We start from the raw sequence: 24,698 nt of genomic DNA, 5'->3' as shown, positions 1-24,698 counted from the left end.
CATTCCCGCCAGCCGCACGCGCCGCACGAGCCCGTGCCGAGGAAGGACCGATCATGACGTACGACTCCCCCGCCGTCCTGGATGCCGGACCGTTCGACGGCGTCGATCCGGACGAGTTCGTGCGCGCCGCCGTGCGCTGGCACTTCGCCCCGGAGACCGGCTCCCGCTACTGGCTGGACCGGGCCGAACGGCTCGCCTTCGATCCGCGGCGGGACGTCAAGGGCGTGGACGACCTGGCGCTCTTCCCCGACCTGAGCGACGAACTGCGCCACGTCCCGGTGGCGGACCTGATTCCCCGGGGCTACGGCGGCGAGGCCCGGCTGCTCAACGTCTTCGACAGCGGCGGGACGACCGGGGCGCCCAAGCGGGTCGTCCAGCTCGACGACTGGATGCGGCACAGCACCGCACAGGTCGACGGGCGTCTGCGGGAGCACGGCCTGCCGGTCGGTGCCCAGTGGCTGACAGTGGCGCCGACCGGTCCGCATCTGGTGGGGGACGTGCTGCAACGGGCGGCGGCCTCGCTCGGCGGCCCGGGACTGAGCATCGACATGGACCCCCGGTGGGTGCGGAAGCTGATCGCCACGGGCCGCGGCGACGAGGTCGAGTCCTACACCGACCACCTCGTCGAACAGTGCCGACGGATCCTGCTGACCCAGGACATCGGGGTACTGGCCGCCACCACGCCCCTGCTGGAGCGCTTCGCCCGCGAGGACGACCTCCTGGAGCGGATCAACGGTTCGGTCCGGGCCATTGTCTGGGGCGGCACCCACATGGACCCCGACACCCGTCACCTGCTGGCCACGGAGGTCTTCCCCGACGTGCCGCTGATCGGCATGTACGGCAACACCATGATGCTCACCGCGCTGCTCGAACGCGCCGGCCTCGACGCCTCGCAGCCCTGCGTCTTCGACCCGGTGTCGCCGTACGTGTTCCTGTCGGTCGTCGACCCCGCCACCGGGGAACGCGTCGCGGTGGGCGAGCGCGGCCAGGTGATCGTCAGCCACGTCAGCAAGTCCATGCTCATCCCCCACAACGCCGAGCGCGACACGGCCGTGCGCGTCCGGCCCGCGGGCGGTCAGGCGGGGGACGCCGTGGCGGACGTGGCGCCGGTGCCCACGGTAGCGGGCGAGACCGTGATCGAGGGCGTGTACTGATGGCCGCAGCCGATGTCGCCGCGCCGGTGTACCTGGACGCCCTGGGTCCCCGCGGTCCCTACCGCACCCGTGTGCCGGACACCGTGACGGATGTGTCCGGTGCCGAGGTCGCGCGGCTGAGCCTGGTGCCGCCGGTGTACGTCGACCGGGCGCTGGCCGCCCTGCGCAAGGCCGGGCCGGTCCCGGCGGACGGCCTCGACGCGCTGCTTGAGACGGCCGCCGAGGAGTTCGCCACCGGCACCGTCGGCGGGCTGGGCCTGCGCGAGTACGAGTACCTGGTCAGCCGGACCTCCGGTACGCCGCTGACCGTGGTGCGCCACGCGACACGCGGCACGGCGAGGTTCGTCAGCCGCGCCCGTGCCTCCGCCGAGCAGGGCAGGCCGCGCGGAACGGTCCGGGACCGACGGGACCCCTCCCTCGGGGCCGGGCACGCCGTGTGGGCCCGCCGGGGCGAGGTGTTCGCGGTCAACGCCTCCGGCAATCACCCGGGGGTCCACCGGCTGTGGCTGGAGGCGCTGGCCCTCGGCTACCGCGTGGCCGTACGGCCCTCGCGGCGCGAGCCGTTCACCCCGCACCGCCTGGTCGGCGCGCTGCACCGGGCGGGCGTCGGCCAGGACCGGCTGGCGCTGCTGCCCACGGACCACCGGACCGCGCAGACGCTGATCCGCGGCGCCGACCGTGCGGTGGTGTACGGCGGTGACGAGGTCGTCGCCCGCTACGCCCACGACGCCCGCGTGCTGCCCCAGGGACCAGGCCGGACGAAGATCCTCATCACGGCGGACACGGACTGGCGGGAGCACCTGGACGCGATCGTCGCTTCCGTCGCCGACGAGGCCGGCACCGCGTGCGTCAACGCCACCGCCGTCCTCGTCGAGGGCGACCCGGCGCCGCTCGCCGAGGCCCTCGCCGCGCGCCTGTCCCGACTGCCCGGTCTGCCGCCGCAGGACGCCCGGGCGGTTCTCCCGGTGTGCCCGCTGGACCGGGCCCGGGCCCTCGACTCCTACCTGAGGTCGGTGGCGGCGGGGACCCGCGCCTGGCTCGGCGGTGACGGCGTCGTCGACGACCTCGGGGACGGAAGTGCCGTCCTGCGGCCGGCCGTCCACCAGGTCGCCGACGCCCGTGCCCCGCAGGTGCGGACCGAACTCCCCTTCCCCTGTGTGTGGGTGGCGCCCTGGAGCCGTTCGGACGGAATCGCCCCGCTGCGCGGGACACTCGTGCTCTCGGTCCTCTCCCGCGATCGTGCGCTGCTCGACACGCTGGTGGCGGAACCCTCCATCGCCAACGTGTACGCCGGTGACCACCCGACGTACTGGATGGCTCCGGGAGTGCCCCACGACGGCTATCTGTCGGACTTCCTGATGCGTGGCAAGGCCGTGGTCGGGTTCGGGATCGGGGTCGGGGTCGGGGTCGGGATCGGGTGACAACGGTCAGTGGGGCAGCAGCATCACGGCCGTCCCCAACGACATCGCGCCGTCGCACACGTACCCGTACGGGTCCGTCGCGGCGGCACGGTGGGCGGGGTCCGTGGAGGTCCGCAGCGCGGGCATGGGACGCGTCGACGACCGCAGGGCGCAGCCGAGGAGTCACACCGTCAGTACGACGGTGACCAGTGTCGCCGTCGTCGAGGCGTCCGCGGCACGGCCGTGGGCCGCGGTGTGGTGCGCCATGGTGAAGTGCGGGAGGAGATCGATCTGTGACAGGGCACCGCCCCGGGGGGCGAGACGGCCGGACACAAGGGTCCGCCGGCGACAGTGCGTGTCCGAGGGTGACCGTTGCCACGGTGTGCCACCCGTGGGATCCGGGCACACGTGCGCCCGCCCTTCCGCCGACGCGCACGTCCGCGCCCGCTTGTAGCATGGGGTGCACGAGGCCAGAAGGGATGTTCCATGCACGCTGGCGCCCCACCCGGCACCCTTGACCAGGCGACGAAGGACTTCCTCTCGGCGCGCCCGCAGCTCTTCGGTATCGCGTACCGGGTCCTGGGCAGTGCGGCGGAGGCCGAGGACATCGTGCAGGAGACCTGGCTGCGGTGGCAGAACACCGACCGTTCGAAGGTGCACGAAGCGACTGCCTTCCTGACCACGGTCGCCACCAGGCTGGCGATCAACGTGGCCCAGTCCGCGCGGGTGCGCCGGGAGGCCTACGTCGGCCCCTGGCTTCCCGAGCCTGTCGACACCACGCAGGATCCGCACCTGGGCGCGGAGCGGGCGGAGGCCCTGGAGATGGCGGTCCTGCTGCTCCTGGAGAAGCTGAACCCCGTGGAGCGCGCCGCCTACGTGCTCCGGGAGGCGTTCGACTACCCCTACGGACGGATCTCCGAGATCCTGGAGACCAGCGAGGCCAACACCCGCCAACTGGTGAGCCGCGGCCGCAAGCACCTGGCCGCCGAACGCAAGGAAGCCGTTACCCCGACAGCCCATCGGCGACTGCTCGAGGTCTTCCTCTCCGCGGCGCGGACGGGCGACCTGTCGGTCCTGGAGGACGTGCTCACCGCCGACGTCGTCAGCTACACGGACGGCAACGGGATCCGCGGCGCGTCGAGGATCCCGGTCATCGGGCTGCCCCACGTCTCGCACTACCTCGTGGCCTTCGCTCCGCGCTTCTGGCCGCGGTCGCGGGTCCGGTGGGTCGAGGCGAACGGCCGGCCGGCCGTCCTGGTCCTCTCCGGCGAGGAGGCCGTCGCCCTGCTGACCGCCGACATCTCGGCGGACGGCATCGATCGGCTCATGTGGGTGATGAACCCGGCCAAACTGGCGCCCTACGTGGCCTCCTTGCGTGACTGACCTGCTGTCGGGGGTCCTCGGCCGCCGACGGGCGGGCGTCACGACAACGGTCGCTCGTCGGTCATCCAGTAGTCCCGGACGCCTGCCGGGACCACGTACCACGACGACACCGGAGCCATGCCGTGACCGAGCGGATCAAGTTGCCCACCCTGTCTACCGAGAGGGATTTCGACGGGGAGGAGTTCTCGCCCATCTACACCACCACGGTGACCGTCCACGGTGGTGCGGTCTCGCACGGGCGCGCTTCCGGCCACGCACGCTCGGCCGACGGGGCCTTGGACCTCGACCTGCGGATGCCGGCCGAGCTGGGCGGTGACGGCCGGGGAACCAACCCCGAACAGCTCTTCGCGGCCGGTTTCGCCGCCTGCTTCCACGGCGCGCTCAGCCTGCTGGCTCGGCAGGAGGCGCTGGACCCCGCGGCGATCTCCGTCGTGGCGACCGTCGCCTTCGGCCGGGACCCGGAGGACGGCGGCTATCTGCTGCGCGTCGATCTGGTGGTGCGGTGGCCCGGTGTCGACCCCGCGACGGCCGACGAGCTGATCGGGAAGGCCGACGCGTTGTGCCCCTACGCGCGCATGGTGTCGAGAGGAACGCCCACCACCGTCACACTCGCCCCCTGACCGGGCACGCTCGGTGGCGACGGCCGGTCAGGAGGGGAACCACAGATCCGCGTCGGCCGCTTCCTCCTTGCGGACGGTGAAGAAGGAGATCTCTTTCTTGTGCGGCCCGCTCTGCGGGGGCAGTGCCTCGACCACCGGATGGTCGCCGGCCGCGTCACTCCGTGCACGCGGCGGGGAGGCCGCCTCGTCGAAGTACTCCGCGTTGACGGCGAGGTAGTGCGCCCAGTGCCGCGGCAGATCGTCCTCGTGGAAGATCGCCTCCACGGGGCAGACGGGTTCGCACGCATGGCAGTCGACGCACTCCGCCGGGTTGATGTAGAGCGTGCGCGCGCCCTCATAGATGCAGTCCACGGGGCATTCGGTGACACACGCCCGGTCCTTGATGTCGACGCAGGGCTGTGCGATGACGTACGTCATCCGTCTTCTCCTCCTCGGCCGTCGGACATCGCCCGGCGCCTTGTCGCACGGTCGTCGGGTTCGTCCGGATGACCGGGGACCCCGGCACGTTGTGACACGCGTGCGCCACCGATGTCACAAACCGCCGCCCGACGTGGTCCTAGTCAGTGACCACCCAGAGCGACGGGAGCAAGCGTGCCTCTCACCGAACAACGTCTTTCCACCACGGTGCTGGTGATCGGTACCGGCGGGTCCGGCCTGCGGGCGGCGATCGAACTGGCCGAGGCCGGCGTCGACGTGATCGCCGTCGGCAAACGTCCCAAGGAGGACACCCACACGTCCCTGGCGGCCGGCGGCATCAACGCGGCCCTGGCCACGATGGACCCCGAGGACTCCTGGCAGCAGCACGCCGCGGACACCCTCAAGGAGAGCTATCTGCTCGGCGACCCCCGTACGGCACAGATCGTCACCCAGGGCGCGACCCTGGGCATCGACGACCTGGAGCGGTACGGCATGGCCTTCGCCCGCGAGGGGGACGGCCGCATCTCGCAACGCTTCTTCGGCGCCCACAAGTTCCGCCGTACCGCTTTCGCGGGCGACTACACCGGCCTGGAGATCCAGCGCACCCTGATCCGGCGCGCGGTCCAGTTGGACATCCCGGTACTCGACAGCGTCTACATCACGCGTCTGCTGGTCCACGACGGTGCCGTCTTCGGGGCCTACGGCTTCGACCTGACCAACGGCACCCGCCACCTCGTCCACGCGGACGCCGTGATCCTCGCGGCCGGCGGGCACACGCGCATCTGGCGCCGCACCTCGTCGCGCCGGGACGAGAACACCGGCGACTCCTTCCGCCTGGCCGTCGAAGCCGGGGCCCGCCTGCGCGACCCCGAGCTGGTGCAGTTCCACCCGTCCGGCATCATCGAACCGGAGAACGCCGCGGGCACCCTGGTCAGCGAGGCCGCCCGCGGTGAGGGCGGCATCCTGCGCAACGCCCTCGGCGAGCGGTACATGAACCGCTACGACCCCGAGCGCATGGAACTGTCCACGCGCGACCGCGTGGCACTCGCCTCGTACACCGAGATCAAGGAAGGCCGGGGCACCGCGAACGGCGGGGTCTGGCTGGACGTCTCCCACCTGCCCCGCCAGACGATCATGAACCGGCTGCCCCGGGTCTACCAGACGCTCCTCGACCTCCAGATGCTCGACATCACCCGTGAACCCATCGAGGTGGCTCCGACGGCCCACTACTCGATGGGCGGCGTCTGGGTCCGTCCCGAGGACCACAGCACCGACGTCCGCGGCCTGTACGCCATCGGCGAGGCGGCCAGCGGCCTGCACGGCGCCAATCGCCTCGGCGGCAACAGCCTGATCGAACTCCTCGTCTACGGCCGTATCACCGGCCGGGCCGCGGCGGCCTACTCGGAGTCACTCACCGCGCAGCCCCGGTCCGCGACCGCCGTGACCGAGGCGCGCGCCGAGGTCGACAGGATGCTCGCCGCGGACGGGCCCGAGAACGTCCGGGCGCTCCAGCGCGCGATCCGCAACACCATGACCGAGCATGCCGGTGTCGTCCGGGACGAACAGGGTCTGCGTACCGGCCTGGCGGAGCTGGACGCCGTCGAGAAGCGCATGGAGAACGTCGGCGTCCATCCCGACATCGCCGGTTTCCAGGACCTCGCCCACGCCTTCGACCTCAAGTCGGCCGCCCTGGCGGCCCGCGCCACCCTCGAAGCGGCACTGGAACGCCGGGAGACCCGTGGTTGTCACAACCGCAGCGACTTCCCCGGCATGGACCCCGCGTTCCGCGTCAACCTGGTCTGGTCTCCGACGACCGGAATCACCCACGAGCACATTCCCGACGTCCCGGACGAGATCGCTTCCCTCATGGCGGACGTGTCCACCGAGGGAAAGCTCGTCGAGTAACAGGCTTCCGATCAACCGGAAAAGCCGGAACGCCCGGACTCCAGAAGCGCCGGAACGCCTGAACGCACGAACTCCAGAAGCGCCCGAACTCCAGAACACCGAAAAGGCGGTTCGCCTTGTCACAGAGCGAGTGAGTATTCGGTCTTGTCTGGTGCAGGCGACATCGCGCATCCCGAAAGGACATTCACATGAAGATCGTAGTCATCGGCGGTACCGGACTGATCGGTTCCAAGCTGGTCGCCAAGCTCGACGAGCACGGTCACGAGGCGGTGCCGGCCGCTCCCGACACCGGGGTCAACACGCTCACGGGCGAGGGTTTGGCCGAGGTCCTGACCGGCGCCTCCGTCGTGATCGACGTCTCCAACTCGCCCTCCTTCGAGGACGACGCCGTCATGGAGTTCTTCCGCACCTCCACCACCAACCTCCTCAAGGCGGAGGCGAACGCCGGTGTGACCCACCACGTGGCGCTCTCCGTGGTCGGCACCGAGCGGCTCCAGGAGAGCGGCTACTTCCGCGCCAAGCAGGCGCAGGAGGGTCTGATCAAGGACTCGGGCATCCCGTACTCGATCGTGCACGCCACGCAGTTCTTCGAGTTCATGAAGGGCATCGCCGAGGCGGCGACCGACGGTGACACCGTCCGGCTGGCCCCGGTCAAGATCCGGCCCCTCGTCTCGGACGACGTGGCCGCCGTCGTCGGCCGTACCGCGGTCGGCGCCCCCGTGGGCGGGGTGGTGGAGGTCGCCGGCCCCGAGGAGTTCCAGCTCGACGAGCTGATCCGCAAGGGACTGGCCGCCAAGAAGGACCCGCGCCAGGTCGTGACCGACGTGCACGCCCCGTACTTCGGCGCGGAGCTGCAGGAGACCACGCTGCTCCCCGGTCCGGACGCGCACATCGCCGAGACCCGGTTCGCCGACTGGCTCGCGCAGCAGGCTTGAGTCGTCGGGTGGCGGGTCCCGTGCGAGGGGTCCGCGCCCATCACAGGGGGCCTGTCGTCCGCACCGCGGCGCGGCAGGCCCCTCTCGTCACAGAAAGCCGACTCACCCTCATGATCCGACGTGACAACGCCACTTCCCCGGCCCTGGGTGCGCACCCGGTCGTGACCGGTGCCTACACCATCGACCCGGTCCACAGCACGATCGGCTTCTCCGTCCGGCACGCCGTGATCACCAATGTGCGCGGCCGCTTCGACCGCTTCGAGGGCCTACTGGTGCTCGACGGCTCCGAGCCGTCCCGTTCCAAGGCGTACGTGAGTGTCCAGACCGACAGCATGGACACGGGCGCGGCGGACCGCGACGCCCACCTGGCGGGGCCCGACTTCTTCGACTCCGCGATGTTTCCCCTGATGACCTTCCACTCCACCGGCATCACCCCGCTCGGCGACGACGAGTTCCGCCTCTCGGGCGGCCTGCGCATCAAGGACATCGAACTGCCCCTGGACATCGACGTCGTCTTCGGCGGGGCCGGTGACGACGCCTTCGGCAACCACCGGGTCGGCTTCGCGGGCTCCGCCACCCTGCGGCGTTCGGACTGGGGGCTGGCCTGGAACACACCGCTCGACACGGGGGGTGTGCTCATCAGCGACAAGGTGACGCTGACCCTGGACATCTCGGCCGTACGGACGGAGCGGGACGCGGCGGCCTGACGGGACACCGATGCGGGTGGGCGGTGGTGGTCCCGGCTGTCGGCCGTCCCCGCCCACCCGCATCGGTGTCCGGACGACGGCGGCGCGTCGTCCGGCCGATCAGGCGGCGCTCTCCGTCGGGCGCGAGGCGCGCACCGCGCGCCGTCGCAGGGCGCGGCGCTCGCCCTCCGTGGTGCCGCCCCAGATCCCCTCGACCGGTCCGGCGTCGACGGCCCACGCCAGACACTGCCGGGTGACGGGACAATGCCGGCAGACTGCCTTCGCCTCGTCCGTCTGTATCGCCGCCGGCCCACTGCTGAGACCGCCGATCGGGAAGAAGAGATCGGGGTCCTCGGTCAGGCAGAGGCCCCTTACACGCCAGTCCATGAATTGTCTCCTGTATGAGAAACGGATACCGGTCCGGGGGGTGGCTCGTCGAGCGGGGACAATGCGGGAAGAACTCGGGTTTCGCACGGTCGCTTTCCATGGAAGACCGGGCTGTCGGTGCGAATGTGACATCCGACGTGCCGCATGTACGCCGCGACGAGACCGGCTCCGGGAACGGCCGTGAGCCGGCCTTCAAGATCCACAGAGGAAACCCGCCCAAAGGTGTAACGAAACGTCGGCGTCGCCGGTCGTTCGGGGCGAAGGTGAGCACCGCGCCCTGCCGATCCCTCAGTACGCCGGGCCAGCGCTCCGGCGGTCGGACGAAGCGTCGTCCGGCCGCCTCCGCAGACACCGGCAACAGAGAAACGGAGACCCGGGATCATGCATCCAGAGGCGACACCCGTGGAAGGCGACCTGAGCGAGGCCGTTTCCGTCTTCGTCGAACTCCGGCCCCGCCTCTTCGGCATCGCCTACCGCGTGCTGGGCAGTGCGGTGGAGGCCGAGGACGTCGTCCAGGAAGTGTGGCTGCGTTGGCAGCGGACCGACCGCACCGTGGTGATCAGCCCCGTCGCGTTCCTGTCGAGCACCACCACCCGGCTGGCCATCAACGTGGCGCAGTCTGCCCGCGTCCGCCGCGAGACCTACATCGGTCCGTGGCTGCCGGAGCCCGTCGACACCAGCAACGACCCGGGAATCGGTGCCGAGCGGGCGGAGGCACTGGAACTCGCCCTGCTCCTGGTGCTCCAGAAACTTCCCCCGACCGAACGCGCCGCCTACGTCCTGAGGGAGGCCTTCGACTACGCCTACCCCGACATCGCGCGCATCCTGGGTCTCAGCCCCGTCAATGTCCGCAAGATCGTGAGCCGGGCCCGCAAACACCTCACCGAGGACCAGCGGGACAGCGTCGACGCGGCCGAGCACCGGACGCTGCTCCAGACGTTCGTCGCCGCCGCCCGGCAGGGCGATGTCGCCGGACTGGAGGCGCTGCTCACCCCGAACGCGGTCAGTCTGTCCGACGGCAACGGCATCAGGGGAGCGGCTCGGGTGCCCGTTCTGGGCCGTGCCCGCGTGGCGAACCTGTCCACCGCGCATCCGCGGTTCTGGCCCACGGTCGAGGCGGAGCCGGTCGAGGCCAACGGACGCGGCGGCATCCTGATCCACCGGGACGGCCGGCCCGCCACCTTCATGACGGTCGCGGCCACGTCCCGCGGCATTCACCAGGTGATGTGGGTCTTCAATCCGGTCAAGATCGCCGCTTTCCTGCAGTCCCGCACCCGTCACCGGTCCGCGGCGGCCCTCTGCGTCTGAGCGGGCCACTGACGCGGTGTGTCGGGCGCGGGACGGGGCAGGTCAGGCGTGGGGGCGGTTCCAGGAGCGCAACTTGTCGGGGTTGAGGACGACCCATACCTGTACGACGCGTGAGCCGGCCAGGTCGAGGCAGACCACGGCGGCGACCTGGCCGTCGTAGCGTGCGACGAGACCCGTGCGCCCGTTGACGGGACGGGTGTGCACAGTGGTGCGCGGGTGCCGGGCCAGCAGGGTCAGGAGACTCCGGGCGACCCGCGGGCCGCCGACGACTGGCCGGGTCAGTGTGCGGACCTTGCCTCCGCCGTCGTAGAACGCGACGGCGTCGGGGTCCAGCAGGGTGGCCAGACGGTCCGCGTCCTCGTCGGCGCACGCCTGCCGTACGGCGTCGACCAGTTCGTCCTCGACGCGCGGTGGCGTGGGGCGTGCGGCCCTGGCCCGGAGGCTGTGCCGGGCCCTGTCCGACGGTTCGGTGTCCGGTCCCGGCCGGTCCCGGCCCGCCGGTCCCGCCGTGCTCACGGGGTCTTCGGCCGCGCTGCCGAAGGCGTCGTTCAGTACGCGAGCCGCTCGTTCGGCGGGTGTGAGCGCGTCCAACGCCCCGGCCCACAGCGCGCCGAGACCGTCCGCCGGAGCCGGGTCTGACGGTCCACGGCTCCCCACGCCCACGGGACCCTGTGGGCCCCCGTCCCGATCGGACAGGGCCAGCCGTCCCAGGGAGATGCTGCCCACGACCCGGGTCAGCCAGGCCCGCGGCGCGCCTATGCGGTCCCGCTGGTGCTCGGAGAGCGCGTACCACTCCCGGTACGCCTCGTCGGTGACGTGCTCGGCGACGATGCCACTGCCCAGCATCCAGTGCGCGACGTCCAGCAGGTGCCGCCGCTCGTCGAGCAGCTCCCCGATCGGCATGGTGTCAACCACTGGCTCCATACCGACTCCTCCTCCTGAACGACCCGTCCTTGTGACGGCTCGTCCTCCTGCATGCGGTTCCCGCATCGCGCGCAGCGCCAGGCTACCCGCGGCACGTCAACGGCCGCGTCCATCTCCCTGGGCCTGCGCGAAAATCCCCTTCCCACGCAACGAAACACACCTTCACGCGGTCTTACTGTCTGACGTTGCGTCCGAGGCAATCCAATGTGTTGTGTCGGACGGGCCGACCATGCGGTCCACCTACCCGTGGCGGCCTCGTGCACACCCGTTTCCCGGAAGGAATCAGCATGTCCCACATGTTGCGTGCCGCAGCCGCAGGAACCTGCGTCATAGGGCTCTCGCTGGCTGTCCCGGGGGTCGCTCAGGCGACACCCGGTGGTCCCGGTGTCAGCGGCAGGATCCTGGCGCAGCACACCATCGGCGACAAGGACTACGTCCTTCGTGAGATCACCATCCCCTCCGGCCAGGCGACGGGGTGGCACTACCACGACGGCACTCTGTACGCCTACGTCGAGCAGGGGACGCTGAGCCACTTCGACGCGGCCTGTGCCTCCGACGGGGTGTACAAGAAGGGCAGCTTCCTGAAGGAGCCGTCGGGCGCGGACCACGTGCATCTCGGTGAGAACCGGGGCACGGCGGACGTCGTCCTGGAGGTCCTCTACGTCCTGCCGCACGGCGCACCCTTCTCCCAGGACGCTCCTGACCCGGGCTGCACACCGCGGTAACGCGCGGGCCTCGCCCAGGGCTGTCACAGCGCTCGGGACTGTCCGGTCAATGCGATGTCGACGGTTCACGAGCCGCCGGCACGAGCCGAGGAAGGACGAGGGATGTCCCGAAGCACTGACCGGCAGACCGATCCCGCCGCCGCCACCGCGTCACTGGCGGCGGAGGCCGCCCTGCTCGAGGGGCGGTTGAGCCTGCTCCGAGAGGCGATCAACTCGGTGGACGCACGTATCGACGCGGTCTCCGAGACCCTACGGCGACTGCGGCGCCCGGTGACCGGGCCCACCGACGGCGCGGCTCCCGAGGGGCAGGAGAGCGGCGCCGGGGCCGGCCTCTCGAAGCGGGGCCGGGCCTGACGGAGCGGACGGGCGGGTACGGTGGCGCGCCGCGTCGGACGCCGTGATCGTCGCGCCGCCGGCCCGCCGCGCCCGCCGCCCGACGTGGGCCGTTTCCCGGCCGTGCGGGTATCCTGCCCCCGGTGCCGGGCCGAGTGACGGAGCCCGCATCGGGCGGCCCCGCCGGTACAAGGGGTGAGAACGAGAGGAACGCATGGTCTCCGTGACCCCCAAGGCTCGCAACATCGAGATCACCGCCGAGGGCCTCCAGGAGGACCTGGCCCGGCTGGAGATCCAGAAGCAGGCACTGGAGCGGGAACTGGCCGCGGTCACCGCTCACCTCGGCTCCGTGCAACGGGCCCTCAGTGCCCTGCAAGCCCTCATGACCGAGTCCGTTCCCTCGTCCGCGGCAGCGCGTCCGGCGGACGTGGTCGCGGAGGCGCCGGCGACGGTGGCAGCCGTGCCCGCAGCCGTGCCGCCCGCGGACGGGGCGGAGCAGGGTGCCGAGGACGGGGACCGTGCGGAGGACGACTCCAGCACCGGTGAAGCCGACGGCTCGAAGTCGTACGGCAGGCTGACCGAACAGATCCTGGCCTACTTCGCGGACGCCGGGAACATCGACGTCCGTGCCAGGGATGTGGCGTCCGCTCTTGGCCGCGACACCGACAGCGGCAGCATCAACGCCGTCCGGAGCACGCTCGACCGTCTGGTCGGTCAGTCCCGTGTCCGCCGGGTGGGCCGCGGTCTGTACCGCGCGGCCAAGCGCTGAGCCGCCCTGCCGTGTCCTCGGGGTCTACCGGGGGCTCATCCGGCGACGGCGTCCGCGTCGGAGGACTTCTCGCTCCGCCGTGGGGCACCGTCGGAGACGAAGGCCTCCCTCGGGTGCTGGACCGAGGCAAGGGAGATGACGTCGCGGCCGAAGAAGGCGGCGGTCACCCAGACGGCGAACACCCGTGCCTTGCGCTCCCAGCTCGGTACGGCCAGTACGTGGTAGCCGCGGTGCATCAGCCAGGCCGGGAATCCCTTGATGACCAGACGCCGGTACTGGAAGATGCCACGGCCCAACCCGAGGGTGGCCACCACGCCGAGACTGTGGTGCACATAGTCCTTGGTGGGTCGGCCGCGCAGTGACGCCAGGATGTTCTTCGCCAGCCGCTTGCCCTGACGGACGGCGTGCTGGGCGTTGGGCACCGTGCGGGCCTCCGGCCGGCCGGCGGCGAGATCGGGCACGGAGGCGTCGTCACCGGCCGCCCACACGTCCGCCACGAACTCGCTCTCCGTCCCGACGCGGAGATCCGCGCGCACCATCAGCAGACCTCGTGCGTCGACGGGGAGGTCGGTGTGGTTGTGCACGATGGGATTGGCGGCGTTGCCCGCCGTCCACACGAGGAGCTCCGAGTCGTACTCCGATCCGTCCGACAGCACCACGCGGCCGTCCTTCGCGGAGACCAGCTGGGTGTTCAGGTGCACCCGCGCACCACGCTTCTCCAGCGAGCGCACCACCCACTCCCCCGGCCGGTCGGTGACCTCGGGCAGGATGCGCCCCCGTGCCTCGACCAGGTGGAAGGCGAGTTCCTCCGCCCCGATCTCGGGATAGTGCTTGAGCAACGCGGATGCCAGACCGAGCAGTTCACCGAAACCCTCGACCCCGGAGAAGCCGCCACCGACGACGGTGGCGGTGAGCAGCCGACGGCGTTCGGGCCCGTGGGGCAGGGCCGCCGCGCGGTCGAAGGAGGTGAGCAGCCGGTCGCGGATCGCCACGGCCTCTTCCACGTGCTTGAGCCCGTACGCCTGGTCGCTCAGGCCCGGGATCGGGAACGTGCGGGTAACGGCTCCCGCGGTCATCACCAGCATGTCGTAGTGGAGGTCGTACTGCGGCCCGGACGGCGGCCGGACCGTCGCCGTGTGCGCGCTGTGGTGAATCTCGGTGACCGAACCCGCGATCAGGCGGGTGCGGTGCAGGTGCCGTCGGAGCGAGACCGCGGCATGACGGGCCTCCACCGACCCGGCGACCACCTCGGGCAGGAACGGCTGGTACGTCATGTAGGGGCGCGGGTCGACGACCGTGACCCGTGCCTCGTCCCGCCGCAACTTCTTCTCCAGCCCCCACGCGGTGTAGAAGCCCGCGTAACCGCCGCCCACGATCAGGATCTCACGCACGGTGTCCTCTGTTTCTCTTGGTTTCACCCTTCAAGACCGGCCGGCACCGCCCTGTGTGACAGCACCGGGTCCGTCCTCGGCGTCCCCGTCCGCCCCTCGGGCGGCGGCGTGCGCGCTCCAGTGCTTCTCCAGGATCTCCGCGACCTCCGCCGGGCGTTCGAGCACCGTCCAGTGATTGCAGTCCATCTCGACCACCTCACTGGAGTGCAGGGAGTCAGCCAGCCGGCGCCCGAACTCGACCTGGCAGGCGGGGTCCCGCGCTCCCCAGAAGACGACGCACGGCGCGGACACCACGGACAGCTCCGGTTGCCACTCCGCTCCCATGGTGAGCGCCGACCTGTACAGCCTGAGCACCGCGTCCTTCATCGGCTCGTCCACGCGGCTCGCCATCTCCCTGGCCAGGTGAAGGGGTACGTCGAAGCCGACCGCCATCTCCTCCGCGAAGGGCTCCGCACGCAGTTCGGCCATGTAACGGTCGCCCTGGACCCGGTCCTGCCAGATCCTGGCCAGCGGATGCCAGACGTACCCGGCGTCGACCGGCCCGTTGCCTCCGGCCCAGGTACGAACGAGGTCAGGGCGCAGGGAGGCGACGCGGAGGGTGAGAATGCAACCCCAGTCGTGCCCGACCAGGTCCACCGGCTCACCGATCCGCTCCAGTCGCCGGACGAGCCAGTCCACGTACTCCTCCTTGGTGGAACCGAAGCCGGCGGGGCGCTCGGCGCCGAAGCCGGGCAGGTCCCACGCTTCGGTGTCGGACCTGGTCAGATGACGGCGCACACCGTCCCACACATGGTGGGTGTCGGGAACGCCGTGGATCAGGATCGCGGGCATGGTGGACCCTTTCGTCGGTGGACGAGGCCGCGTGCGGTCGGCGACACCTGATGGTGTCACACTGTTGTACCCTTCATTCGTCTCCGCGGCCCTCTCTGCCTCCGTCACCGCCTCCGTCACCGCCTTCTGTTGTCACATGATCCGCGCCTGCGCGGTCTGCACTGCCGAGGGCACGGCCAGCCGACCGCGGTGGTGCGATGTGGTGCCGGCAGAGGAAGGACACCTCATGGGTGGGACCGGTGACACGACACCGCTCGCGGAACTGCTGGCCGAGCGACAGCATCTGATCGACGTCGCTCGCTGGATGCTGGGCGCCGGGCCGACGGCCGAAGAAGCCGTCACCGAGGCCTACCGGCGGTGGCACGGCCTGACCGACGACGAGCAGACCGGCATCAGCGATCCGCGTGTCTGGCTGACCAAGAGCACGGGCACCATCTGTCTGGCGCGCCTGTCCGCACCCGCACGCCGACTGCCGGGCCCGGGCGAGGTGGACGCCGGTGTCGGCATCAAGCCCGGCCAGGCCCTGTCGGAGGAGGTCAGCGACGCCCTCCTCAACGCCCTGGACACTCTCTCCCCGTCCGAACGGGCGGCTTTCGTGCTCAACGACGTCTTCGCCATGCCCTCTCGGACGGTCGCCGACATCGTCGGGCGGACCCCGCACGAGTGCGCCGAGCCTGCTGAGAGCGCCCGCCGCAGCCTGCGTGCCCACCGCGCGCGTCCCACCCCGTCGCACCAGCACGACGGGATCGTCCGCGCCGTCCGGCATGCCTGCGCGCTCAATGACGCGAGACATCTGGTGTCCCTGCTGTCTCGGCACGCCATCGCGTTCTTCGACGGCGGAGGCAAGATCCGTGCTCTGACCAGGCCGGTGCACGGCGACCAGCACGTCGCCCGGGCCCTCCTCACATTCCTCGCCCCCCGCCCCCGCACCGTCCTCCACCTCCAGGCGGCCAACGGTCGCACCGCGATCGTCGTGCGCCACCACGGCCGGGTCGCCGCCGTCATCAGCTTCGACATCACCGACCAGCGCGTCACACACGTCTGGGCCGTCCTGAACCCCGACAAGCTGCGCGGGTGGAACCGCCCCCACCCGACCACCGACGGACACGGAACGGTTCGGCACGTCTGAGGAGGTTGCCGGAAGGTGCCGGAAGGTGCCACCGGCCGGGTACTCGGTGCCCAGGGTGCGCTCACCCGTTGCGTTTCCGCGTGTCAGTGGCAACAATGGAAGGTGGGCTTCCACCGAATCGCCATCACATCTTCATCACGGTGACAACGGGATCCATCCGGCGAAGACGTTCCAGCACTCCTTGAAGGAAAACATGGTTCCGGCATCTCGCTCGACACGCGACATCGAAGTCACGGCTGAGAGCCTCCAGGCCGATCTCAGCCGCTTGGAACTGCAGAGGCGGGCGTTGGAGAGGGAGCTGGCCGCCGTCGTCGCTCATCTCGACACGGTTCAGCGGGCACTGGGGGCTCTGGAAGTCGTGATGGCGTCCCCCGCGGCGGGAACGGTCTCCGGGGCCGCGCCGGAGGCCGCCGGCGCCGTTGCCCGGCGCCGTGGCACAGGTCCGGCGCAGGCCGCGATCCGGCCGAGAGCCGGCACGGAGCGCACGTACGGCAGGCTGACCGAACAGATCATGGAGTACTTCGCGCAGGTCGGCGACGCCGACGTGCGCGCCCGGGACGTGGCGGTGGCATTGGGCCGGGCCACCGACAGCGGCAGCATCAACGCCGTTCGCAGCACGCTCGACCGTCTCGTCGGCACCTCGCGTGTCCGGCGCAGCGGTCGAGGCCTCTACCGCGCCGGATGATCCCGGGCAGTCCCTCCGGCCCACGAGAGTGGCCCCGGACGCCGACTCGCGGGGGGATCGGTGGCGTCCGGGGCACAGTGCCCCCGCCAGGCTCCAAGCGGCAGGGGAGCGTTCTCGGCGCCGTGTGTGGGGTGTCCAACCCGACGCCATGAACACTGTGAAGAGTGTACCGCACTTTCACACGCACCGAAGACAACGTCGTGGCCCATACTGGTAGTCGTGAACGACCCGTCTGTGTCTTCTGACCCCGCCCCGTCAGCGGAGGAGCCCGCGCCGCAGTCTGCGGTCGGACCGGCCCCGGACCCTGGGGACAGTGTGGATGCCATGCTGCGTCAGTGGGAGGAACGCCGACCTGGCATGGACGTCTCCTCCAGCGAGGTGCTCGCGCGGCTGTTGCGTGCGGCCCGCCTGGCCGAGGAACTCTTCGAGGAGCGGCTGCGCCGTCAGCCCGGCAGGACCATCACCAATGTCGGGGACTTCGAGCTGCTGCAGACCCTGCGCCGGGCAGCTCCCGGGAACGCCCTGACGCCAGGGCAACTGATGCGGCACCTCGTGGTCTCCTCCGCCGGTCTCAGCGGCCGCCTCAACCGGCTGGAGCGTGACGGCTGGATCGTCCGGACCGCGTCACCGGACGATCGACGGCGCTCGCTGGTCAGTCTGACGGTGCGGGGGCGGGAGGAGTTCGACCGCCGGCTGGAGGGCCACCTGGTGGTGGAGCGTGAGCTGCTGTCCGTCCTCGATGCGCGGGAGCGGGTCGTTGTCGTCGGCGCGTTGCGCAAACTGCTGCTCGCCCTCGAAGCGTCGGAGTGAGCCGGCGGGTGCGGCGGGGCCGAGCCGTTCAGCCCGCCGCCACCAGGACGAGGGGGACGAGCAGAGCGATCACGGTCGCCGCGAGCACGGCCAGCGCCACGCGGGACGTCCGGCGCAGCCGGGCGTAGCGTCTGGCGTGACGCGCTTCCACCATCGTGATCTGATCGGTGAGGTGATGGGCGATGGCGCGGGAGACCCTGATCTGCTCCTCGACGTACCACCACTCCAGGTCGGTCTTCTGTCCTTCGCTCAGTCCGGGCACGTGTGCGGCGAACTCCGCCGCGCGGCGGTGGGCGGCCCGGCGGTGGGAGTCCCAGTACAGGTAGTCCTGTATGACCGTCAGGCCGCGCTCGGCCTCGTCCTTCGCATCCATGGTGTGCTCCAGCCATAGGTGTGCCGCGTCATGCCCACGACGCCGCGGCCACCGCCTTGCGAGACGCCACCGTGGCGGCGCCCTGGCGTGCGGCAGATCGTGTCACACCATCGTATCTCTCGCTCGCGAGAGAGGGGACGGCGAGGCACCGCTCGACCATGACGTGCTGCATAACAGTGTCATCACTCGTTGTGTTCTTTCTTGTGATGTTGCTGCCTCCTCACGGATCATGGGACAACGTGAAGCACACGCATCGACCCGGGGTTCTCCCGCGCACACCCGAAGATCTCTCCTCACCCCTGTCTCCTGGCACGCACGTGATCACCGTTCCGCACGGTACTGCCCGCATCGCACTGCGCTACCACGTCGCCGGCTCGGGCCCCGTATGTCTCGCTCATTCGGGCGGACCGGGCATCGGCTGGGAATACCTGCGCATGCCCGGTCTCGAGGACTCCTTGACCATGGTCTACGTCGAACCGGTCGGCACGGGCGACTCCGGCCGGCTCCCGGATCCGCGCGACTACACCGTGGCCACGTACGCGGACTTCCTGCACGCCGTGGTCCAACACCTGGACGTGCCACGGTTCGCCCTGCTCGGTCACTCCCACGGTGGTTTCGTGGCCCAGCGGTACGCCCTCGACCATCCCGCGCGGGTCACTGCCATCATTCTCTACGACACCTCACCGGTCGCGGACGAGGAGTTCTGGTCGGCGGCGGTCACCGCCATGGAGCGGTTCGTGAAGGATCACGTCGAGGACCACCCGGAGGTCGCGGGTTACGCCGCAGCCCTCACCTCCCGTCTCGGCCTGCTCGACGACGACGGCGCCACCGCCGTCCTGCGCACACTGATGCCGGCCTATCTCTTCGACTACTGGGGCAGAGAACCGGAGTTCGCGCCCGCTCGTCGGACGCTGCGCATGTACGCGGCCCCCTCCCTGGGGGAGGAACCTCCCTTCGACGTCCGGGACGAACTGCCCGTCCTCACTCCGCCGGCACTGGTCCTGGCGGGCCGTCACGACTTCATCTGCGGGCCACGATGGGCCGCCCTGCTGCACGAAGGCCTGGAAAAGGCCGAGTTGACGGTCCTGGAGGAGGCTGGGCACCTTGCGCACCTCGAACAGCCCGCACGGTTCGACGCTTCCGTCCTCACGTTCCTCCGTGCCCACCAAGTCGCTTCGTGACCCCGCGTCACACGTTCCGCGACACGCTCCCCGCCGTCGGAGCCTGCCCCGGCTCGATGAGTCCGAGGCCATCCACTACGAGGTGTTCGGACCCGGCCTGTGGATCGGCAAGCAGCAGCGCCGGCCGCCGGGCAGGGAGCGGGCGGGCGACGGTCCGCGGCGCATGGCGCCGGCCGTCGCCCGCGTGCGGAAGCACGAGAGGAGTCCGGCCCATGGGCGCAGGCGTTCATACGCTCGACGCGGTCGCGGTGAGTCCGGCGAGGGCGGGCTTCAGCTCGGTGCGCCGCTTGATGCCGAGCTTCACGAAGACCTTGCGCAGGTGGTACTCGACGGTGTGCGCGCTGATGAAGAGGCGGGCGCCGATCTCCCGGTTCGTCAGTCCCTCGCGGGCCAGGCGCGCCACGTTCAGTTCCTGTTCGGTGAACCGCGCCGCCGACCCCCGTGCGTGGACCCTCAAGGTCTCACCGCTCGCGCGCAGTTCGTCCGCGGCGCGCTGGGCAAATCCGTTCACTCCGCAGGCCGTCAGCACATGGTGCGCGGTGCGGAGTTGTTCACGCGCTTCGGCGGAACGCCCCTGGCGGTTGAGTGCCTCGCCGTACAGCAGGCGGCAGCGCCCCACCCAGATCGGGATCCGCTCGTGCTCGAAGCGCTTGATCGCGTCCAGGAAAAGCTTCTCGGCCTCGTCCCCCGACCGCAGTTGCGCCTCGGCCATCGCCAGCACGGCCAGCGCGTAGCTGGTGCCCACCGGCCGTGTGACGCCGGCCAACTGCTCGAGTGCCTGCTCGGCGAGCGCGCGCTCACCGGTGTGGGCAGCCGCTTCCACCAGTTCGAGCAGCGTGCGCATCGCGAGGTTCAGTTCGTGGGTGTACGGCAGCTCGCGCCGGCCGCGGGCCACCGCCTCGGCGAAGCGGCCCAGGCCGTTGTAGAGGACCGCCTCGGAGAAGTTGGCCGCGCTCAGCGCGTATCCCTCACCGCGGGCGAGCCCGTCGGCCCGGATCCGCTCGGCCAGGCGTTCCGCCTCGTCGGCCTGCCCCCGGTACGCGGCGAGGAGGAGCCGTCCGTACCCCGGCAGCGGATTGCCGGTGACCTCCTTGATGGCATCGATCTCGTCGCAGGAGGCTTCCGCCCCGTCCAGGTCACCGTCGGTCGTCTGCACGAGCATCAGCAGGCTCAGGGCGATCGGCAGTACGGTGACGACTCCTTCGGCGCGAGCGAGCTCGACCTGCCGGTCGGCGAGCGCGCGCAGCCCGGCGGGGTCCCACAGGTCCTGGGCGGCGCGGGAGGCGAACCACATCCAGTGCAGTTCGAGGAAGTCCGGCGCCTGTTCCAGGAACGCGCGCTGGGCCCGTCGCAGGGTGGGGAGCGCCGCCGTCTGTCCCTCGGTGGCGAGCAGCGCCTGTCCGCGCAGGATCAGGTCCCGTGCCCGGTCGGTCTCGTCGGCGGCGGGCGTGGCGCCGAGAATCGCGTGCGCGACGGCGGCCACCTGCTCGGCGTCACCGAGCCTTCCGCCGTAGGTCGCCGCCGCGAGCGCTTCGATGTAGGTGTCGCGGGCCAGGACCGGGTCGAGCCCTTCGAGCCCTCGCGCCGCGTCGAGCAGGTGCTGCACGCCGCTGCGGTCACGCCGCAGCGCGTATCCGGCCCGCGCGCGCAGTCGCACCACGAGCGCCTCCTGGAGCGCGGTGAGGGGAAGGGCGCGGGCGGACTCGAGCAGGCGCAGGGCCGCGTCCGACGCGCCCGCGTCGTGCTTGGCCTCCGCGGCCGCGATCAGCCGCTGCCCGCGGCGGAACGGCGAGGGCGTGAGCTCCGCCGCCCGCTCGAGAAACGCGCCGGCGGCCGCCGCGCCGCCGCGGGTTCGCGCGCGCACGGCGGACTTCTCCAGATCGGTGGCGACCTCCTCGTCCGGTCGCAGGGTCGCGCTGGCCCGGTGCCAGGCCCTGCGGTCCGGGTCGTGCTCGGCGCTGGTGACGTCCGCCAGAGCGGCGTGGACGCGACGCCGGTCTGCCGGTGACGCCGCCCGGTACACGGCCGAGCGCACCAGCGGATGGCGGAAACCGACACGGGTGCCGAGGACGAACGCGTCGGCGTCCTTGGCCGCGTCGAAGGCTTCCGGCCCCAGTCCCAGTACCGCGCTGGCACGCCACAGCAGCCCCGGGTCACCGGTGGGCTCGGCGGCCGCCAGCAGCAGCAGGAGGCGCGCCGGTGCGGGCAGCGGGGCGAGCTGGACGACCAGGCTCTGCTCGATGCGGCTTTCCAGCGGCAGGGAACCGGTCAGGGTGAAACCGCCGGCGATCTGGGCCGGGCTCAGGGCCCGGGGCAGTTCACGCAGGGCGAGGGGATTGCCGCGGGCCTCCGCGATCAACTGGTCGCGTACCCGCAGGTCCAGGCCACCGGGTACGGCCAGACGCAGCAGTTCGCACGCGTCCTCGTGACCGAGCCCTTCGACGACCAGGTGAGTCAGGCCCGCGAACACCGGGTCGGGCTGCCGCATGGCGAGCACCAGGGCGATACCCTCCGCGTCCAGACGCCGGGCGGCGAAGGCGAGGGCCCGCGCGGACGCCTGGTCGAGCCACTGTGCGTCGTCGACGACGCACAGCAGTGCCTGCTCCTCGGCGGCCTCGGTGAGCAGCCCCAGCAGGGCCAGCCCTACGAGGAACGGGCTCGGCGCGGCCGCGCTGCGCAGCCCGAGCGCCACCTCGATCGCCTCCTGCTGCGGGGCCGGCAGCCGGGCGGCCGAACCCATCATGTGCCCGCAGAGCTGCTGAAGGCCGGCGTAGGCGAGTTCCATCTCGGACTGGGAGGCGACGATGCGCTCGGTGCGGACGTGTGCCGCGGCCCGTGCCGTGAGGTGGTCCAGGAGCGCCGTCTTGCCGACGCCGGCCTCACCGGAGACGACCAGCGCCCCGCTGCGGCCCCCGCGGGCACGGCTCACCAGCGCTTCCAGTTCCGCCAACTCGCCGCGTCGCCCCCGCAACGGCGCGATGTCAGGCACCATGTCCGCCTTCGCCGGGAAGTACCGCTCCGCCATGTCCTTCGTCCGCGCATTCTAACGGAGCGTCGTCCTGAACCGCCGAGCGTCGCGGGTGCCGTGCGCGGTGAGCATCGGCCATCCGTCCCGGCGGGGTGTCAGCGGACAGGGGCATGCCTCATCTCCGACGGGCCCTCCGCGAGGCTTCAGCGGTACAGGCGCCGCTGACGGCGGCGAGAAAAGGCGGGAACGTGCAGCAGCGCCGACGGAGTCAGGTCCTCCAACGCGATGCCCTGCGTGGGTCAGGACAGCGGTCGGGTCGCACTTCGCCCGGACCCGGTGCATGTGGTGTACGTCGAAGGCGTCGGCCGCGGCGAACAACCTCTCCAGCAGCGGATCGGGCGGGAGGTCGCGGAATCTCCGCGGGTAGTCCCGGAACCTGTTCGCGCGGTAGCCGGAGATGGACGGCCGGACGACCCGCAGGCAGAACGCCGGCTCGGTCCCGGCGATCGGATCCGCGCTGTCGACGCGGTCGCCCTCGCGCGCCAGGGCGCATACCGACTCGGCGCCTTCGTCGTCGAAGCCGCCGGCCTGCCACTGTTCCCGCCAGGTGTCGTCAGGCATCTCCTCCAGGACGGAGGAGACCCGCCTGACGGCAGCCCGCCGGCGCCCAGGGTTGGGACGGCCCTCGGTGACCCGCTCGACGATGCGCAGGATCTCGGAGGCCGGGGCCCGGGAAGGTCCAAGAAGGGGCCCAGCGGTGTGCTGGTCAGCGGCGCCGGTGCCGCCTCGAGCTCCGCTCCGGGAACCGGCTGACGGGAGCGGGGACGAAGGGGGTGGTCGGCGTTGCAGTGGGTGCGGCGGTTGCGGGCGGTGAAGGTCTGCGGGTCGGCCGCCGGACACCGCCTTGACGTCGTCCGGGTCGTGGCCGGGCGCGATGCTGGGCCGAACGCGGGGCCGGTGGTAGTGGGCCTGGAAGACGTCGAAGGGGTCCTCGACACGGAACGTGCGGGTAGCGGCCGGTGGTGGCCAGGTCCGCGTGCCGCGGGGACACCCTGTTCCGGAGGGACGCCGCCGCACTGTTCGGCACGGGCGACGGCAGGCGCACGTACGCGGCGGTGGCCGCGATGCGTGGGACCACCGGGGAGCCACTGCGCAGGTGGGCCCGCAGGGACGCTGGGGCGGGCGTGCCGACCGTCCGGGTCGGGAGGGGCCCGCGGAGCACGGCCGGCGAGTCGCGTCCGGCGGTCCGTCACGCCGCCTTCGTCATCGGTCCCCCAAGGAGGGACCCGGCCCGGTGCTGCCTCGTGGGACGAGTTCCACCGGCAGGACCACAAGTCGTTCCCGGTTCGCCTCGGGATCGTGGATCACTCCGTGTGCCAACTCCGCTGCCGCCTCGCCCAGTCGGCGGGCCGGCTGCGCCATCGTGGACAGGTCCCACGGCTCGGCCATCGCGTGACCGTCGAAGCCGAGGATCGACATGCGCTGCGGCACCGGAACGTTGACGCCGCGCAGCACCGTGAGAAGCCTGAAGGCGATGTCGTCCGTCTCGGCGAAGATCGCTGTGGGGGGCTCCGCGAGACTCAGCAGACGCCCCACCGCCGCTTCCAGGCTCGGCCCCTCCCAGTGGGCGACCTCGCGGACAAGGTCGTCGTCCCTGTCGACACCCGCCTCCGCCAGGGCCGCGCGGTAACCGTCCAGCCGGGCTCGGCTGCTCCAGGCGAAGCCCGAGGCGTCCGCAGGCTCCAGGTAGGCGATGCGCCGGTGGCCGAGGTTGAGCAGATAGCGGGTGCCTCGCTGGGCGGCCTCCACATCATCCACATAGACGCCTGCCCTGCCCTGTTCGTGCTGGCTGACGAAGACCAGGGGCATTCCCAGGTCGTCCAGACGCGCTCGTTCCTCGGGGGACAGCGCGAAACTGACCACGAGCAGGGCGTCGGCGTTGCGGCGGGCCGGCAGTCGGTCGAAGAACTGGGCGCGCTGTTCGGCGGTGGTGACGCTGTAGACCAGCATGTCCAGCCCGGCCGCGTTGAGTGCGGGCGCCATGCCGGCGAGCGCCGCGCCGAGGAACCAGGAATCGAGGTTGGGCACGAGTACGGCCACCCGGCCGGTGCGCCCCGTGACCAGACTGGACGCACTGCGCGAGATCGCGAACGACAGTTCGCGCGCGGCTTCCTCCACGCGAGCGCGGGTCGCGGGAGACACCGTCGACAGGCCGCGCAGGGTACGCGAGACGGTCGAGGGCGAGACTCCGGCCCGCCGGGCGACATCCGCCAGCGTGGCGCCCTTTTCAACGGCTTCACCGACCATGTGCGGGACGCTAACACAACGACCGGCTGACCAGGTCTTACCTGAAGACAGCGCTGTCATCATGATCGACCGCGATA

At 71.1% G+C, this 24,698-nt stretch carries 24 protein-coding genes; 15 read left to right on the top strand and 9 right to left on the bottom strand.

What is annotated here, in order from left to right; genetic code table 11:
• The first annotated feature begins 53 nt into the window (after positions 1–53).
• Both QFZ64_RS30855 and QFZ64_RS30850 read left to right on the top strand, forming a co-directional pair.
• Complete coding sequence (locus QFZ64_RS30855) at positions 54–1,154, top strand: phenazine antibiotic biosynthesis protein (protein WP_307070757.1); 1,101 nt, start codon at positions 54–56, stop codon at positions 1,152–1,154.
• Positions 1,154–2,575 (top strand): aldehyde dehydrogenase family protein, encoded by a 1,422-nt coding sequence (locus QFZ64_RS30850; protein ID WP_307070756.1) that lies wholly within the window; start codon positions 1,154–1,156, stop codon positions 2,573–2,575. The genes QFZ64_RS30855 and QFZ64_RS30850 overlap by 1 nt, the downstream gene beginning before the upstream one ends.
• Before the next feature lie 162 nt (positions 2,576–2,737).
• On the opposite strand, the gene QFZ64_RS30845 is transcribed toward QFZ64_RS30850, so the two are convergent.
• A complete protein-coding gene (locus QFZ64_RS30845) occupies positions 2,738–2,887 on the bottom strand; it encodes a hypothetical protein (protein ID WP_307070755.1) in 150 nt (49 codons plus the stop codon).
• 153 nt (positions 2,888–3,040) lie between these two features.
• Here QFZ64_RS30845 and QFZ64_RS30840 point away from each other — a divergent pair, with 153 nt between their 5' ends.
• The gene (locus QFZ64_RS30840) at positions 3,041–3,937 is read left to right on the top strand and encodes an RNA polymerase sigma-70 factor (protein WP_307070754.1); all 897 of its coding nucleotides are present in this window, start codon (positions 3,041–3,043) and stop codon (positions 3,935–3,937) included.
• A 122-nt stretch (positions 3,938–4,059) separates the two neighbouring features.
• Complete coding sequence (locus tag QFZ64_RS30835; protein WP_307070753.1) at positions 4,060–4,557, top strand: Ohr family peroxiredoxin; 498 nt, start codon at positions 4,060–4,062, stop codon at positions 4,555–4,557.
• Positions 4,558–4,584: 27 nt separating this feature from the next.
• Here QFZ64_RS30835 and fdxA read toward each other — a convergent pair whose 3' ends face one another.
• On the bottom strand, positions 4,585–4,974 hold the full coding sequence (fdxA, locus tag QFZ64_RS30830) for a ferredoxin (RefSeq protein WP_307070751.1): 390 nt from the start codon (positions 4,972–4,974) through the stop codon (positions 4,585–4,587).
• A 174-nt stretch (positions 4,975–5,148) separates the two neighbouring features.
• Here fdxA and QFZ64_RS30825 point away from each other — a divergent pair, with 174 nt between their 5' ends.
• From QFZ64_RS30825 to QFZ64_RS30815, 3 genes are all read left to right on the top strand, one after another.
• Positions 5,149–6,879, top strand: a complete 1,731-nt coding sequence (locus tag QFZ64_RS30825; RefSeq protein ID WP_307070750.1) for an L-aspartate oxidase — start codon at positions 5,149–5,151, stop codon at positions 6,877–6,879.
• Positions 6,880–7,067: 188 nt separating this feature from the next.
• Entirely contained in the window at positions 7,068–7,814 is a 747-nt protein-coding gene (locus QFZ64_RS30820) for an SDR family oxidoreductase (protein WP_307070749.1), read from the top strand.
• Positions 7,815–7,924: 110 nt separating this feature from the next.
• Positions 7,925–8,521: a YceI family protein gene (locus tag QFZ64_RS30815; RefSeq protein WP_307070748.1), complete on the top strand. Its 597-nt coding sequence runs from the start codon at positions 7,925–7,927 to the stop codon at positions 8,519–8,521.
• Positions 8,522–8,620: 99 nt separating this feature from the next.
• On the opposite strand, the gene QFZ64_RS30810 is transcribed toward QFZ64_RS30815, so the two are convergent.
• Positions 8,621–8,887 carry a WhiB family transcriptional regulator gene (locus QFZ64_RS30810; RefSeq protein ID WP_307070747.1) on the bottom strand — a complete coding sequence of 89 codons (267 nt, stop codon included), beginning with the start codon at positions 8,885–8,887 and terminating at the stop codon, positions 8,621–8,623.
• 381 nt (positions 8,888–9,268) lie between these two features.
• Here QFZ64_RS30810 and QFZ64_RS30805 point away from each other — a divergent pair, with 381 nt between their 5' ends.
• Positions 9,269–10,195, top strand: a complete 927-nt coding sequence (locus QFZ64_RS30805) for a sigma-70 family RNA polymerase sigma factor (RefSeq protein WP_307070745.1) — start codon at positions 9,269–9,271, stop codon at positions 10,193–10,195.
• A gap of 42 nt (positions 10,196–10,237) precedes the next feature.
• Here the strand turns inward: QFZ64_RS30805 and QFZ64_RS30800 are convergent, their stop codons facing one another.
• Positions 10,238–11,119, bottom strand: coding sequence for an RNA polymerase subunit sigma (locus QFZ64_RS30800; RefSeq protein WP_307070744.1), 882 nt, complete (start codon positions 11,117–11,119; stop codon positions 10,238–10,240).
• Positions 11,120–11,406: 287 nt separating this feature from the next.
• Here QFZ64_RS30800 and QFZ64_RS30795 point away from each other — a divergent pair, with 287 nt between their 5' ends.
• From QFZ64_RS30795 to QFZ64_RS30785, 3 genes are all read left to right on the top strand, one after another.
• Positions 11,407–11,844: a cupin domain-containing protein gene (locus QFZ64_RS30795; protein WP_307070743.1), complete on the top strand. Its 438-nt coding sequence runs from the start codon at positions 11,407–11,409 to the stop codon at positions 11,842–11,844.
• Positions 11,845–11,946: 102 nt separating this feature from the next.
• Positions 11,947–12,198 carry a hypothetical protein gene (locus QFZ64_RS30790; RefSeq protein WP_307070742.1) on the top strand — a complete coding sequence of 84 codons (252 nt, stop codon included), beginning with the start codon at positions 11,947–11,949 and terminating at the stop codon, positions 12,196–12,198.
• Positions 12,199–12,391: 193 nt separating this feature from the next.
• On the top strand, positions 12,392–12,946 hold the full coding sequence (locus QFZ64_RS30785; RefSeq protein ID WP_307070741.1) for a hypothetical protein: 555 nt from the start codon (positions 12,392–12,394) through the stop codon (positions 12,944–12,946).
• Between the two features lie 35 nt (positions 12,947–12,981).
• Here QFZ64_RS30785 and QFZ64_RS30780 read toward each other — a convergent pair whose 3' ends face one another.
• A complete protein-coding gene (locus QFZ64_RS30780; protein WP_307070740.1) occupies positions 12,982–14,337 on the bottom strand; it encodes an NAD(P)/FAD-dependent oxidoreductase in 1,356 nt (451 codons plus the stop codon).
• 30 nt (positions 14,338–14,367) lie between these two features.
• A complete protein-coding gene (locus QFZ64_RS30775) occupies positions 14,368–15,168 on the bottom strand; it encodes an alpha/beta fold hydrolase (RefSeq protein WP_307070739.1) in 801 nt (266 codons plus the stop codon).
• Between the two features lie 226 nt (positions 15,169–15,394).
• Here QFZ64_RS30775 and QFZ64_RS30770 point away from each other — a divergent pair, with 226 nt between their 5' ends.
• The 3 genes from QFZ64_RS30770 (at position 15,395) to QFZ64_RS30760 (ending at position 17,792) form a co-directional block, all read left to right on the top strand.
• The gene (locus QFZ64_RS30770) at positions 15,395–16,297 is read left to right on the top strand and encodes an RNA polymerase subunit sigma (RefSeq protein WP_307070738.1); all 903 of its coding nucleotides are present in this window, start codon (positions 15,395–15,397) and stop codon (positions 16,295–16,297) included.
• 193 nt (positions 16,298–16,490) lie between these two features.
• Complete coding sequence (locus QFZ64_RS30765; RefSeq protein ID WP_307070737.1) at positions 16,491–16,982, top strand: hypothetical protein; 492 nt, start codon at positions 16,491–16,493, stop codon at positions 16,980–16,982.
• A 324-nt stretch (positions 16,983–17,306) separates the two neighbouring features.
• Positions 17,307–17,792: a MarR family winged helix-turn-helix transcriptional regulator gene (locus tag QFZ64_RS30760; RefSeq protein WP_307070736.1), complete on the top strand. Its 486-nt coding sequence runs from the start codon at positions 17,307–17,309 to the stop codon at positions 17,790–17,792.
• A 28-nt stretch (positions 17,793–17,820) separates the two neighbouring features.
• Here the strand turns inward: QFZ64_RS30760 and QFZ64_RS30755 are convergent, their stop codons facing one another.
• Positions 17,821–18,165, bottom strand: a complete 345-nt coding sequence (locus QFZ64_RS30755; protein ID WP_307070735.1) for a hypothetical protein — start codon at positions 18,163–18,165, stop codon at positions 17,821–17,823.
• 239 nt (positions 18,166–18,404) lie between these two features.
• Here QFZ64_RS30755 and QFZ64_RS30750 point away from each other — a divergent pair, with 239 nt between their 5' ends.
• Positions 18,405–19,346, top strand: coding sequence for an alpha/beta fold hydrolase (locus QFZ64_RS30750; RefSeq protein WP_307070734.1), 942 nt, complete (start codon positions 18,405–18,407; stop codon positions 19,344–19,346).
• Positions 19,347–19,572: 226 nt separating this feature from the next.
• Here the strand turns inward: QFZ64_RS30750 and QFZ64_RS30745 are convergent, their stop codons facing one another.
• Together QFZ64_RS30745 and QFZ64_RS30740 are read right to left on the bottom strand one after the other, a co-directional pair.
• Positions 19,573–22,371 (bottom strand): LuxR family transcriptional regulator, encoded by a 2,799-nt coding sequence (locus QFZ64_RS30745; RefSeq protein ID WP_307070733.1) that lies wholly within the window; start codon positions 22,369–22,371, stop codon positions 19,573–19,575.
• Positions 22,372–23,577: 1,206 nt separating this feature from the next.
• Complete coding sequence (locus QFZ64_RS30740; protein WP_307070732.1) at positions 23,578–24,621, bottom strand: LacI family DNA-binding transcriptional regulator; 1,044 nt, start codon at positions 24,619–24,621, stop codon at positions 23,578–23,580.
• Positions 24,622–24,698: the final 77 nt, after the last annotated feature.

This window comes from Streptomyces sp. B3I8 (assembly GCF_030816915.1).
In the GTDB taxonomy this organism is placed as follows: Bacteria; Actinomycetota; Actinomycetes; order Streptomycetales; family Streptomycetaceae; genus Streptomyces.
Note: the sequence above shows the minus strand (reverse complement) of the source record. Positions and strands in the feature narration are given on the sequence as shown.

Excerpts from the sequence above, each read along its gene's own strand:
- QFZ64_RS30855 (WP_307070757.1), top strand. The coding sequence starts at position 54 with ATGACGTACGACTCCCCCGCCGTCCTGGATGCCGGACCGTTCGACGGC.
- QFZ64_RS30850 (WP_307070756.1), top strand. The coding sequence starts at position 1,154 with ATGGCCGCAGCCGATGTCGCCGCGCCGGTGTACCTGGACGCCCTGGGT.
- QFZ64_RS30840 (WP_307070754.1), top strand. The coding sequence starts at position 3,041 with ATGCACGCTGGCGCCCCACCCGGCACCCTTGACCAGGCGACGAAGGAC.
- fdxA (WP_307070751.1), bottom strand. The coding sequence starts at position 4,974 with ATGACGTACGTCATCGCACAGCCCTGCGTCGACATCAAGGACCGGGCG.
- QFZ64_RS30820 (WP_307070749.1), top strand. The coding sequence starts at position 7,068 with ATGAAGATCGTAGTCATCGGCGGTACCGGACTGATCGGTTCCAAGCTG.
- QFZ64_RS30815 (WP_307070748.1), top strand. The coding sequence starts at position 7,925 with ATGATCCGACGTGACAACGCCACTTCCCCGGCCCTGGGTGCGCACCCG.
- QFZ64_RS30810 (WP_307070747.1), bottom strand. The coding sequence starts at position 8,887 with ATGGACTGGCGTGTAAGGGGCCTCTGCCTGACCGAGGACCCCGATCTC.
- QFZ64_RS30805 (WP_307070745.1), top strand. The coding sequence starts at position 9,269 with ATGCATCCAGAGGCGACACCCGTGGAAGGCGACCTGAGCGAGGCCGTT.
- QFZ64_RS30800 (WP_307070744.1), bottom strand. The coding sequence starts at position 11,119 with ATGGAGCCAGTGGTTGACACCATGCCGATCGGGGAGCTGCTCGACGAG.
- QFZ64_RS30795 (WP_307070743.1), top strand. The coding sequence starts at position 11,407 with ATGTCCCACATGTTGCGTGCCGCAGCCGCAGGAACCTGCGTCATAGGG.
- QFZ64_RS30790 (WP_307070742.1), top strand. The coding sequence starts at position 11,947 with ATGTCCCGAAGCACTGACCGGCAGACCGATCCCGCCGCCGCCACCGCG.
- QFZ64_RS30785 (WP_307070741.1), top strand. The coding sequence starts at position 12,392 with ATGGTCTCCGTGACCCCCAAGGCTCGCAACATCGAGATCACCGCCGAG.
- QFZ64_RS30775 (WP_307070739.1), bottom strand. The coding sequence starts at position 15,168 with ATGCCCGCGATCCTGATCCACGGCGTTCCCGACACCCACCATGTGTGG.
- QFZ64_RS30770 (WP_307070738.1), top strand. The coding sequence starts at position 15,395 with ATGGGTGGGACCGGTGACACGACACCGCTCGCGGAACTGCTGGCCGAG.
- QFZ64_RS30765 (WP_307070737.1), top strand. The coding sequence starts at position 16,491 with ATGGTTCCGGCATCTCGCTCGACACGCGACATCGAAGTCACGGCTGAG.
- QFZ64_RS30760 (WP_307070736.1), top strand. The coding sequence starts at position 17,307 with ATGCTGCGTCAGTGGGAGGAACGCCGACCTGGCATGGACGTCTCCTCC.
- QFZ64_RS30755 (WP_307070735.1), bottom strand. The coding sequence starts at position 18,165 with ATGGATGCGAAGGACGAGGCCGAGCGCGGCCTGACGGTCATACAGGAC.
- QFZ64_RS30745 (WP_307070733.1), bottom strand. The coding sequence starts at position 22,371 with ATGGCGGAGCGGTACTTCCCGGCGAAGGCGGACATGGTGCCTGACATC.
- QFZ64_RS30740 (WP_307070732.1), bottom strand. The coding sequence starts at position 24,621 with ATGGTCGGTGAAGCCGTTGAAAAGGGCGCCACGCTGGCGGATGTCGCC.